This window comes from Vibrio sp. HM8-C (assembly GCF_058630515.1).
In genome coordinates this window covers 59169-70771 of the sequence record NZ_JBMMKS010000020.1, presented here as the reverse complement: position 1 = coordinate 70771, position 11603 = coordinate 59169, and the positions used below count along the sequence as shown (strand labels likewise).

At 43.4% G+C, this 11603-nt stretch carries 8 protein-coding genes and 4 tRNA genes; 7 read left to right on the top strand and 5 right to left on the bottom strand.

Going from position 1 to position 11603, the window contains the following annotated elements; all coding sequences use genetic code 11:
- Positions 1-100: 100 nt before the first annotated feature.
- Together ACOSVQ_RS18750 and ACOSVQ_RS18745 are read left to right on the top strand one after the other, a co-directional pair.
- Positions 101-191, top strand: a tRNA-Ser gene (locus tag ACOSVQ_RS18750).
- Between the two features lie 190 nt (positions 192-381).
- Entirely contained in the window at positions 382-912 is a 531-nt protein-coding gene (locus ACOSVQ_RS18745; RefSeq protein WP_491983943.1) for a hypothetical protein, read from the top strand.
- A 31-nt stretch (positions 913-943) separates the two neighbouring features.
- On the opposite strand, the gene ilvY is transcribed toward ACOSVQ_RS18745, so the two are convergent.
- Entirely contained in the window at positions 944-1834 is an 891-nt protein-coding gene (ilvY, locus tag ACOSVQ_RS18740) for an HTH-type transcriptional activator IlvY (RefSeq protein WP_491983942.1), read from the bottom strand.
- A gap of 137 nt (positions 1835-1971) precedes the next feature.
- On the opposite strand from ilvY, the gene ilvC reads away from it, so the two are divergent.
- Positions 1972-3456 (top strand): ketol-acid reductoisomerase, encoded by a 1485-nt coding sequence (gene ilvC, locus ACOSVQ_RS18735; protein ID WP_491983940.1) that lies wholly within the window; start codon positions 1972-1974, stop codon positions 3454-3456.
- A 141-nt stretch (positions 3457-3597) separates the two neighbouring features.
- Here the strand turns inward: ilvC and ubiK are convergent, their stop codons facing one another.
- The 3 genes from ubiK to ACOSVQ_RS18720 form a co-directional block, all read right to left on the bottom strand.
- Positions 3598-3849, bottom strand: coding sequence for a ubiquinone biosynthesis accessory factor UbiK (gene ubiK, locus ACOSVQ_RS18730; RefSeq protein ID WP_165309958.1), 252 nt, complete (start codon positions 3847-3849; stop codon positions 3598-3600).
- Positions 3850-3966: 117 nt separating this feature from the next.
- Positions 3967-7074, bottom strand: a complete 3108-nt coding sequence (locus ACOSVQ_RS18725) for a multidrug efflux RND transporter permease subunit (protein ID WP_491983939.1) — start codon at positions 7072-7074, stop codon at positions 3967-3969.
- Positions 7075-7085: 11 nt separating this feature from the next.
- Positions 7086-8192 carry an efflux RND transporter periplasmic adaptor subunit gene (locus tag ACOSVQ_RS18720; RefSeq protein WP_491983938.1) on the bottom strand — a complete coding sequence of 369 codons (1107 nt, stop codon included), beginning with the start codon at positions 8190-8192 and terminating at the stop codon, positions 7086-7088.
- A gap of 271 nt (positions 8193-8463) precedes the next feature.
- On the opposite strand from ACOSVQ_RS18720, the gene rep reads away from it, so the two are divergent.
- Positions 8464-10479 carry a DNA helicase Rep gene (rep, locus tag ACOSVQ_RS18715; RefSeq protein WP_491983937.1) on the top strand — a complete coding sequence of 672 codons (2016 nt, stop codon included), beginning with the start codon at positions 8464-8466 and terminating at the stop codon, positions 10477-10479.
- Between the two features lie 74 nt (positions 10480-10553).
- Here the strand turns inward: rep and ACOSVQ_RS18710 are convergent, their stop codons facing one another.
- The gene (locus tag ACOSVQ_RS18710; RefSeq protein ID WP_491983936.1) at positions 10554-10955 is read right to left on the bottom strand and encodes a c-type cytochrome; all 402 of its coding nucleotides are present in this window, start codon (positions 10953-10955) and stop codon (positions 10554-10556) included.
- 316 nt (positions 10956-11271) lie between these two features.
- Between ACOSVQ_RS18710 and ACOSVQ_RS18705 the strand changes: the two genes are divergently transcribed.
- The 3 genes from ACOSVQ_RS18705 (at position 11272) to ACOSVQ_RS18695 (ending at position 11599) form a co-directional block, all read left to right on the top strand.
- Positions 11272-11348 (top strand) — tRNA-Arg (locus ACOSVQ_RS18705).
- A 43-nt stretch (positions 11349-11391) separates the two neighbouring features.
- Positions 11392-11467, top strand: a tRNA-His gene (locus ACOSVQ_RS18700).
- A 55-nt stretch (positions 11468-11522) separates the two neighbouring features.
- Positions 11523-11599 (top strand) — tRNA-Pro (locus tag ACOSVQ_RS18695).
- Positions 11600-11603: the final 4 nt, after the last annotated feature.

Genomic DNA, 11603 nt, shown 5'->3' with positions numbered 1-11603 from the left:
TTTTTTTTCACTTTTTTAAAAAGTGAAGATAAAAAGGTAAAGTTACTTGTTATAACGAGTAACACATCATCAGTGTACTAATCTGACGATGACAATTTGTGGAGAGATGGCTGAGTGGTTTAAAGCACCGGTCTTGAAAACCGGCGATGGTTAATAGCTATCCTAGGGTTCAAATCCCTATCTCTCCGCCACATTGCAAAGCCCGCTAGAAATAGCGGGCTTTTTGCTATCTATTCAATATTCATTACAGCACTTTATCTCATCGTTATCTTATAAAACTGAAATTTTCATGTCTGAATTGCCGTATTAACTTAGTGTGCAACAACTAAATGGATAAACACGCGCACAAGGTTTTATTGTATTTAGAGATTGAGGTTTCCTGTGAACAAGTATTTAGCGCTACTGATCATCCCTTTTAGTACTGCGGTAATGGCATTCAATGATGATGAGAACTTCAGTAAATTGTTTGTGGATGTCGGCTACAACTGGGTTGAGCCATTGTATGTCGATGGAGACTTTGAACTAGATACTGAGATCTCTAAAGTGCTTGGCGTTGGTTATAAAGTAGATGATGCGAGTTGGTTGATGTTAAGTCATCAGGATCTGTTCTCTTACACATCTATCACCTATAAACGCAGTATTACTAAGTGGGCTTTTGATAATGACCGCTTTGTTCCATTCTTTAGTGTAGCGTTGGGAATGGGAAGTGATGACGTCGACGACGCAGAGATCGATGTGTTCGGCGTTACAGGTAGCTTTGGTGTTGATTATCGCCTCAACTCTTATGTAGAGCTTACCGCTTCAGTTTCTTTAACGGATCAAAGCTTTGAGATTGAAAGCGATGCGCAATCAATCTCAACCTACGGTATTTCCAATAGTGTGAACTTTGGTATTCGCATTTACCCGTTCTAAGATTTACCGTTCTGCATTTTCAAAAGTGTAGTTATTGAGAAATAAACGTTCCCTCAGCAAGCTCCCACAGTGCTTTGACCAATGGGTTATCCAATTGTGAGCGTCGGCAACAGACACCAAGCTGAAAAGGTTTGATTGGCGAAAAGGATAAGCGCTGGATACTGTCTCGCACTGGGCTGTTGTTTATAACAACATCCGGTGCGATACCTACACCACACCCTAGTGCGACCATACTGACAATCGCTTCATGACCAGCTATTTGAGCATAGATGCTCGGTTTGATTTTCATTTTCTTGAACCAAGTATTTGCACGATCTCTCGCTGTTCCTGATTCCGGCACAATAAAAGGAATCTGGCTCCAATCGGGTTTCTCTTTATGTACTTCCTCTACCCAACTGCTTATACCTAAAGGTGCAATGACTGAAAGCGGTATTTCGCTTATCGTGGTGAATTCTACTTTTGATGGCAGACTTTCTGGCATTGCAGAGATTGCGATATCGGCTTCATCATTGAGAATCTTATCGATCGCCTGAGCAGGATCGCCTGTCAGCAGTTTAAATTCGATGAAAGGGTGTTTGAGGCGAAACGAGCTTAATAGCTGTGGAAGATGGCTATAGCTTGCGGTCACAGAGCAGAAGAGGCGAATCTCCCCTTTCAGTTCTTGATCATGTGCGTTGATTTGCGATTGAAACTGCGTCCAGTCATGCACCATTTTGATCGCAACAGGTAGCAGCTTTTCACCAGCGGGTGTGAGTTCCACACTTCTATTGTCTCGGATAAATAAAGGATGCCCGATCTCTTCTTCCAGCTTTTGTATTTGTCGGCTTAATGCTGAAGGGCTGACATGCATTGATGTGGCTGACTTGCTGAAATTCTTACTGTCACAGATATCGAGAAACAACTTAATGGTTTTTATATTCATGAACTTTTCCATGTTGCATTTATTGCAATAACTAATTGTGAATATATCACTTTCAGCAATCAATTGTCTGATTTAGTATGAACTCATTCGGTGCAGAGCCACCGACCCTACGGACAGATAATTTCAGGAGCACCCTAATGGCTAACTATTTCAATACATTAAACCTACGTGAGCAATTGGACCAACTAGGTCGTTGTCGTTTCATGGACCGCGCAGAATTCGCAACAGAAGCAGATTACCTAAAAGGTAAAAAAGTGGTCATCGTAGGTTGTGGTGCTCAAGGCCTTAACCAAGGTCTAAACATGCGTGATTCTGGCCTAGACGTTTCTTATGCACTTCGCCAAGCAGCGATTGATGAAAAGCGTCAATCTTACAAAAATGCAAAAGACAACGGCTTCAACGTTGGCAGCTATGAAGATTTGATCCCTCAAGCTGACCTAGTAGTTAACCTAACTCCTGACAAGCAACACTCTAACGTTGTTGAAACGGTTATGCCTCTAATGAAAAAAGGCGCAGCATTAGGTTACTCACACGGCTTCAACATCGTTGAAGAAGGCATGCAAATTCGTAAAGACATTACTGTTGTCATGGTTGCGCCTAAGTGTCCTGGTACTGAAGTTCGTGAAGAATACAAACGTGGTTTCGGTGTTCCTACTCTAATCGCAGTTCACCCAGAAAATGATCCTCAAGGTGAAGGTTGGGATATCGCTAAAGCTTGGGCTGCAGCAACAGGTGGTCACCGTGCTGGCTGTCTAGAGTCTTCATTCGTAGCAGAAGTAAAATCTGACCTAATGGGTGAGCAAACTATCCTATGTGGTATGTTGCAAGCAGGCTCTATCGTTTGTTACGAGAAAATGATTGCTGAAGGTATTGATGCTGGTTACGCAGGTCGTTTACTTCAATACGGTTGGGAAACTATTACTGAAGCATTAAAGTTCGGTGGTATCACTCACATGATGGACCGTCTATCTAACCCAGCTAAAATCAAAGCATTTGAGCTTTCTGAAGAGCTAAAAGAGCTAATGCGTCCACTGTACAACAAGCACATGGATGACATCATCTCTGGTCACTTCTCTAGCACTATGATGGCTGACTGGGCAAATGATGACGCGAACCTACTAGGCTGGCGTGCAGAGACTGCAGAAACTGCATTCGAAAACTACCCAACATCAGATGCGAAAATCAGCGAACAAGAATACTTCGACAACGGTATCCTTATGATTGCAATGGTACGTGCTGGGGTTGAATTAGCATTCGAAGCGATGACAGCATCAGGCATTATCGACGAGTCTGCTTACTACGAATCTCTACATGAGCTACCACTAATTGCGAACACTGTTGCTCGTAAGCGTCTATACGAAATGAACGTAGTTATCTCTGATACTGCGGAATACGGTAACTACCTATTCGCAAACGTTGCAACGCCTCTACTACGTGAGAAGTTCATGCCAAACGTAGGTACTGACGTAATCGGTAAAGGTCTAGGCGAAGTGTCTAACCAAGTAGATAACGCGAAACTTATCGAAGTTAACAGCATCATCCGTAACCACCCTGTGGAATACATCGGTGAAGAGCTACGTGGCTACATGAAAGATATGAAGCGCATCGCGGTAGGTGACTAATATAAGGTCAATGCCAGCCAAACACTAAAAACTCAAAGGCTGGCATAGCGTTACCACAATAAATATAAAAGCAAACACAACAAGAACAAAAAGGGCTGAGTCGTAAGATTCAGCCCTTTTACTGTTTATCGGATAATGAAATTACTTAGCAGCGATTTTGCTTTCTAGCTCAGCCAATTTCTGCTCCATTTCCGTTAGCTTTTGACGGGTGCGAAGCAGCACTTGAGTTTGAACATCAAACTCTTCACGGCTCACTACGTCCAGTTTGTTAAGCTGGCCTTGGATAACTTGGCGTACTTTTTGTTCAACGTCAGCACCCAGCTCTTTGACCGGTTGAGGCATTGATTCGTGAATTTGCTTAGCAATTTGCTCGAGTTTCTTTGGGTCAAACATCGGGTTTCTCTCCTATCTTTATGGCGGACATTCTATTCAATTCGTGCCCAAAAGTCGTTAATTGCAGCAATAAAAAAGGCCACAGATGTGACCTTTTGTGATTATGAGTACATGAAATTAATCGCGACTTGCTTGTTGCTCTTTATCAAAGCGAGCCAGAGCTTCAAGTTCTTCAGCTTCGACAAACACAGGTAAAGGTTTGTGTTTCTCGGCTAAGTAACTATAAATCACTGGTAGCACGAACAGAGTAAACAGCGTACCAATAGACAAGCCTGCAACGATTACAATACCAATACTGAATCGCTGCGCAGCACCCGCTCCGGTTGCATACATCAGTGGAATCAGACCGGCAATCATAGCTGCAGTGGTCATCAGAATTGGACGAAGACGAACTTTCGCTGCTTCTGTTACGGCTTCAATGCGCGATTTTTTGTTGTGCAGTTGCTCTTCTTTTGCCACTTCACAAATCAAGATACCGTGTTTAGTGATAAGGCCAACCAAAGTAATCAAACCTACCTGAGAGTAGATATTCATGGTTGCTGCACCCCACGCCAGAGTAATCAATGCACCACAGATTGCTAACGGTACAGATACCATGATTACGAGCGGATCTTTGACAGATTCAAACTGAATTGCCAGAACCAAGAAGATGATTGCGAGAGCTAAACCAAATGTAGCGTATAACGCATTCCCTTCAGTTACATACTGGCGAGCTTCACCCATGTAGTCATGATTGTAGCCAGTCGGTAGTTTTGTTTCTGCAATATTCTCAAACCAGTTGATCGCATCACCCATAGCGGTACCCGGTGAAGGAACTGCACCTATAGTCGCAGAGTTCAATTGGTTGAAGTGAGGCAGTGAACGAGGTTCTGCGATTACATCAATATTGATTAAGCTACCCAGAGGTACGGCTTTACCATCTACTGCACGAACAAAGTAGTTCTTCATTGATTCAGGGTTTAGACGGTATTTACGTTCAACCTGTGGAATCACTTCATATGAGCGACCATCTAGGTCAATGCGGTTAACGTAGCCATCTGCCATCATCGTACCTAACGTGATACCGATGTCTTGCATCGTCACGCCGTAAGCACCCGCTTTGTCTTTATCAATATTGATTTTCATCGTTGCCGAGTCGTAATTCAGATCCAAGTCTGAATACACAAACAGTGGGCTCGATTTCACTTCCGTCAGTATTTCTGTTGCGATAGTAAACAGGCTTTCGAAGCTGCTTGGTGTTGTCAAAACAAACTGAATTGGCAGACCAGAACCAGCACCAGGCAATTCAGGCATTTGGAATGCAGTCACTGCCATACCCGGAATGTTTTGGATGAGTGTACCCACACGGTTGGTCACTTCTGCTTGGCTTGCTTCTCGTTCACTCCAAGGCACCATGGATGCAATACCAAACGCTTGGTTTGAGTTTGGAACACCAGTAAATACCTGTGCAAATTGAACTTCTTTCTGCTCCGATAGAATCTTATTCACATCGTTCATCGTATTTTGCAGGTAGTCCAAGTTTGCATTTGAAGGACCAGTACCCATCAAGACCACAACGCCCTTATCTTCTGATGGTGCCAGTTCACTTGGGATAAACTTAAACAGCATCGGCAGGCTAGCAAATACAATAACCGCAAACGCAATGATAACAGGACGACGCTGCATGACAGCATCCAGCATACGAGCGTATCGTTCTGTCATTCCATCTAAAACTTGGTGAACTTTTTGCTCAAACTTGCTCGGCTCTTCGTTCGCTTGGAGCATTTTTGAACACATCATTGGCGATAGTGTTAGCGCCACGATACCCGACACAAAAACCGCACCTGCTAACGTCAAAGCAAACTCTTTAAAGAGCGAACCAGTAATACCACCCATCATCGCGATTGGAGCGTAAACCGCACCTAGTGTTAGTGTCATTGCGATAACCGGAACGGCAATTTCTCGCGTACCAATAATTGCTGCACGGAATGGCGTCTCTCCGAGTTTGATATGACGGTCAACGTTCTCAAGTACAACAATCGCGTCATCTACTACCAGACCAATAGCCAATACCATTGCAAGTAGAGTCATCAAGTTCCATGAGAAGCCCATGGATTGCATGACCATAGCAACACCGACTAACGATAAAGGAATGGTTACAATCGGGATAAGTACTGCACGGAATGAGCCAAGGAACAAAGTTATTACGACCAGTACAATCAGCGCTGCTTCTAGGATGGTTTTGACAACCTCTTGAATAGACTCGTTAATTGCGATAGTAGAGTCGTACATAATATTCATTTCAATGTTGCTAGGCAGGTTGCTTTGCAATTGAGGTAGAAGTTCTAGTACATCTGCAGCAATGTTAATTGGGTTCGCACTTGGCGCTGCGTTAATTGCTGCAACTACAGCTTCACGTCCATTAGCACTTGCACGATAAACATCATGACTCTTTTCTAGAGAAACTTTGGCTACGTCGCTCAAGCGGATGACAGAACCTTCGCCCGTTTTAACAACAAGGTTTTTTAGCTCATCCACATTTGATACTTGAGTATCGACACTACCGTTATAAAGAACGAATTCACCAGTGGCTTGGCCGGTTGCTGATTGGTAGTTATTGGCATTTAAAACACCCATAACATCAGTAGCGGTCAGGCTCAGTGCTGCCATTTTTGACGGGTCAAGCCAAACTCGTAGTGCGTATTTCATACCGCCATAAAGGTCAACTTTAGAGACACCGTTTACCGTAAACAGTTGCGGGTTGATTACGCGCTCTAAGTAGTCGGTGATTTGGCTAGAGGCTAACTCGTCACTGGTAAAACCGATATAAAGAACAGCCGTCGTTGAACCTGTCGACATTGTCACCGACGGATCTTCAGCTTCTTTCGGTAGCTGAGAACGCACGGAGTTAGTTTTGGCCAAAATATCCGATAATGCGGCATTTGGGTCAGTGTTCAACTTCATCATCACAGTAATGGTGGACTTACCTAATACTGAAGAAGAAGTCATATAGTCAATGTTGTCAGCTTGTGCGATCGCTTGTTCCAAAGGTTGTGTAATAAAACCTTGGATTAAGTCTGCACTGGCACCGTAGTAACTGGTTGAAACCGTTACTACTGTATTCGTCATTTCCGGATATTCACTTACCTGCATTTTGAACATTGCTTGCAGACCAAGCAGTGCAATCAAAAAGCTGATGGATATCGCCAGAACTGGACGTTTTATAAAAACATCAGTAAAGCGCATGCGTCCTCCGGTTACAGCATCGGTGTTTCAGCTGGTGGAGTAGTTGCAGTGCTTTCTACTACACGAACTTTCGAATTGTTACTTAGACGAACCTGCCCTGTGGTGATCACAACATCACCAATTTCTAGACCACTAAGGACATGTGCATCAGAACCTTTACGTTCACCAACTTTGACTACGCGTTGTTCTACGCGATCCACACCATCCACCTTCTTCATGACATACACGCTGTCGCCATAAAGAGTAAAGGTAATTGCGGTTTGAGGAACAATCACTTGGTCAACAAGCTTTGGCAGAATAATGTTTGCACGAGCAAACATACCGCTACGTAGTAGCCCATCGTTGTTTGGTATATCGGCTTGAACTTGAATCAAACCACTTTGAACACTGACAGCAGGTTCAATTGCTGTAATAGAGCCAGTGAATGAGGTTTGAGGGTAAGAATCGACAAAGATATCGACTTCTTGTCCTAACGAAATACGAGAAATGTCAGTTTGAGAAACGGTAAAACGCAGACGCATTACGCTAGTGTCTTCTAAGCGGACAATATCAGTGCCCGGTTGTAAGTACTGACCTAGGTAAACATTGCGAATACCAACGACACCGGCAAATGGAGCTTTGATTTCACGACGCTCAATAGAAGCTTTTAAGCTTTCAATGTCCGCAGATAGCGACAAGAAGTTTGCTTCTGCTTCATCGTAAGATTCTTTTGAAATCGAGCCTTTGGTGTAAAGACCTTTATAGCGTTTGTATTTTGCTTCAGCCGCAGGAAGGCGAGCCTGAGTACTTTTTAGGTTGGCAATTTCTACTTTTGAATCCAACAATATCAATGGCTGTTCTGCAGAAACCTGAGTGCCTGACTCAAATGAGATCTTGTCGATTACACCGCTGGTTTCAGTCGTTAACGTCACACCTTGGTTGGGTTCAATAAAACCGATAGCTTCGATCACTGGCGTCCAGTCATTGGCTTTTACTTCAGTGATAGTAACAGGAAAGTCTGGTTCAGGACGGTTTGCCAGATATTCGGCGATTTTCTGTTGCTTGAATAAATTGAAACCAATAACGCTGCCAAAAAGTAGCACAGCGATCAGTAACATAAAAAAGGTCCACTTTTTCATTCGGATCAGAGCTCCAAGTTCGTGTTGGTGTGATGTTTATTCATAGCCCAATCAAACCATTAAACACGTTTGCTAACGAGTAAACCCGAGAACTAAATGCTTCTCGGGAAAAGGTAAATTTATAAGTTGGCGGTATTATGCTCAACGATGTATTCATTTTGCAATACACCTGTGCAATAAAATGACAAATAGTTACACTTTTAACTTTGTTGGAATTCATCGCTTATGCGGATTATCATAAGCGGCCTTTATTTATCGACTCGAGAACACTATGAAGCTGAACCCAAGACAAGACGAAGCCGTAAAGTATGTATCAGGCCCATGCTTGGTTTTAGCTGGTGCGGGTTCAGGTAAAACTCGTGTAATCACTAATAAAATAGCCTATTTGGTTCAGCAATGTGGTTACAAAGCCCGCAATATTGCAGCGGTAACATTTACCAATAAAGCTGCTCGTGAAATGAAAGAGCGTGTTGGTCAAACTCTCGGGCGCCAAGAATCAAGAGGGTTGATGGTTTCGACCTTCCACACCTTAGGTTTGAATATTATTCGTCGTGAATATAAACATCTTGGTTTAAAAGCGGGCTTTTCACTCTTTGACGACCAAGATCAACTGGCGTTACTGAAAGAGCTGACAGAAAAACAGTTAGATGGTGATAAGGACTTATTACGTCAGTTATTGAGCACTATCTCTAACTGGAAAAATGACATGGTAAGTCCTGCGCAAGCCAAAGCGATTGCTCAGGGTGAACAAATGCAGCTGTTTGCATTTTGCTTTGAAATGTATCAGACCCAAATGCGCGCTTATAACGCTCTCGATTTTGACGATCTCATTCTTATGCCGGTAATGCTTCTGCATGGCAATGAAGAGGTTCGTCAGCGTTGGCAAAATCGCATTCGCTATTTGTTAGTCGATGAATATCAAGATACCAACTCCAGCCAATATGAACTGGTGAAATTGCTAGTGGGTGAACGCGCGCGATTAACTGTTGTTGGTGATGATGACCAGTCAATCTATTCGTGGCGTGGAGCTAAACCGCAAAACCTTGTTCTACTTGGCAAAGATTTTCCTAACTTAAAACTGATTAAGCTGGAGCAAAACTACCGTTCAACCAGCCGAATTCTTCGCGCAGCGAACATCTTGATTGCCAATAACCCGCACGTGTATGAAAAATCACTATTCTCTGAAATTCCTGATGGGGAAAAGTTAAAGGTAATCTTGGCGAAAAATGATGAGCACGAAGCAGAACGCATTACGGCAGAAATCATTGCCCATAAATTCTTAAATAGAACGGAATATAGAGACTACTCAATTCTTTATCGTGGTAATCATCAGTCACGTTTGATTGAGAAATACCTGATGCAGAACCGTGTGCCTTACAAAATTTCTGGCGGCACTTCGTTTTTTGCACGAGCTGAAATTAAAGACATCATGGCGTATCTGCGCGTATTGGTGAATCCAGACGATGACAATGCATTTTTACGTATCGTGAATACACCTCGTCGTGAAATTGGTCCAGTGACGCTCGAAAAATTGGGCAGCTATGCCAATATGCGCGGCAAAAGTTTATTTGAAGCTAGCTTTGAGTTAGGTTTAGAACAGCACCTCTCTGGGAGAGGTTTGGAAAACTTACGTCGATTCACTCAATGGCTGGTGGCGATTGCAGATAATGCAGAGCGCGGCAATACGGTTGAAGCAGTGCGCTCGCTGGTTCGTGATATCAACTATGAAGATTGGTTATACGAAACATCAGCAAGCCCCAAAGCAGCAGAGATGCGAATGAAGAACGTCTCTGATCTCTATTCTTGGATTGTGGCTGATTTAGAGGGCGACAATCCAGACAAAGAAGAGAAAACACTTAAAGAAGTGGTTCAGCGACTTACACTACGAGACATGATGGAGCGCGGTGAAGACAATGATGACAGTGATGCGGTTCAGTTAATGACATTGCATGCATCTAAAGGTCTGGAATTTCCTTACGTCTATCTATTAGGAGTTGAAGAGGGAATTTTGCCGCATCAAACCAGTATTGATGAAGATAACGTAGATGAAGAACGGCGATTAATGTATGTGGGTATTACGCGTGCACAGCGAGAGTTAACCTTTATTATGTGTAAAGAACGCCGCCAGTTTGGGGAGTTGATTAAACCAACTCAAAGCCGTTTCTTGGATGAACTCCCGTTTGATGATGTGGAATGGGAAAGTCAGAAAAAACCTCAAACGGCAGAAGAGCGTATGGCGAAAGGGCAGGCGCACATTGCAAACTTACGCGCGATGTTTAAAAAATAACGCTCGAGATACAGACAGAAATAAAAAGGGCTTGGTATAAACCAAGCCCTTTTTACATAGAAAACATTTAAGGCTTATAAACCTTCAATCATGTGCTCGATAGCAGCAAGGATTTCATCGTCTGAACAGTCCATACATGTGCCTTTTGGTGGCATCAGGTTGAGACCGTTAAGTGCATGTGTTTTCAAAACATCTTTACCTTGGGCAATACGAGGTGCCCATTGGTCAGCGTTACCTTTGATTGGAGCACCACTTACACCAGATGCGTGGCAAGCGATACAAAAAGTACCGTAAACTTTCGCGCCATCACGAGGGCCAGTAGGCTCAGCAGCAACAGGCTCACTACCTGCTAGGTAAACATTACCAACGGGTTTAATACGTTCAGCAATAGCATCATAATCAGCTTGGCTAGTTGCTAGGGCTGCAGTAGAAAAAGTTAGAGCAGCGAACAATACGCTTAAGAGTGATCGAGACATATCCTATAAACTCACTTTACATTCCGAAGGTAAGTGCTGCTTACCTATTTATATTTAGAGTAGGGCGATTTAAAGCAACTTAGTATGTTTGTTAAGTTAACTTTGCTGTTAAATCAATGTAAACAGTGAGTGATTATATCCCGATAACTTGTTGCAATAAACAACAAGTTGCGATCTTCAAGGGCTTAGTCACATCCTTATTGTGGTAATAGCAACAAGCATGTGACGAAAAAGCCATCAAACGGCAAAAAAAGTTGAAAAAATACTAGACGACATAGTGTGAACTACGTATTATTCCACTCCGCCGATAGGGCATGCGCCCGTAGCTCAGCTGGATAGAGCGTTGGCCTCCGGAGCCAAAGGTCGAAGGTTCGAATCCTTTCGGGCGCGCCATCCGGATGCTTACAGGAGCGTAAGTAAATTGGCAAAATCAGTGGTGGCCATAGCTCAGTTGGTAGAGTCCCGGATTGTGATTCCGGTTGTCGCGAGTTCAAGCCTCGTTGGCCACCCCATTATTTAGGTAACTTCGGTTCCCTTTCTTGATGAATTTCGAGATAAAACATGAGTCGGTGAATAGCGCAGCTTGGTAGCGCATCTGGTTTGGGACCAGAGGGTCGGGGGTTCGAATCCCTCTTCACCGACCACTTA

What these genes read in the sequence shown, in the direction of transcription:
- ilvY (WP_491983942.1), bottom strand. Translation starts at nt 1,834, where the DNA reads ATGAATATAAAAACCATTAAGTTGTTTCTCGATATCTGTGACAGTAAG.
- ilvC (WP_491983940.1), top strand. Translation starts at nt 1,972, where the DNA reads ATGGCTAACTATTTCAATACATTAAACCTACGTGAGCAATTGGACCAA.
- ubiK (WP_165309958.1), bottom strand. Translation starts at nt 3,849, where the DNA reads ATGTTTGACCCAAAGAAACTCGAGCAAATTGCTAAGCAAATTCACGAA.
- ACOSVQ_RS18725 (WP_491983939.1), bottom strand. Translation starts at nt 7,074, where the DNA reads ATGCGCTTTACTGATGTTTTTATAAAACGTCCAGTTCTGGCGATATCC.
- ACOSVQ_RS18720 (WP_491983938.1), bottom strand. Translation starts at nt 8,192, where the DNA reads ATGAAAAAGTGGACCTTTTTTATGTTACTGATCGCTGTGCTACTTTTT.
- rep (WP_491983937.1), top strand. Translation starts at nt 8,464, where the DNA reads ATGAAGCTGAACCCAAGACAAGACGAAGCCGTAAAGTATGTATCAGGC.
- ACOSVQ_RS18710 (WP_491983936.1), bottom strand. Translation starts at nt 10,955, where the DNA reads ATGTCTCGATCACTCTTAAGCGTATTGTTCGCTGCTCTAACTTTTTCT.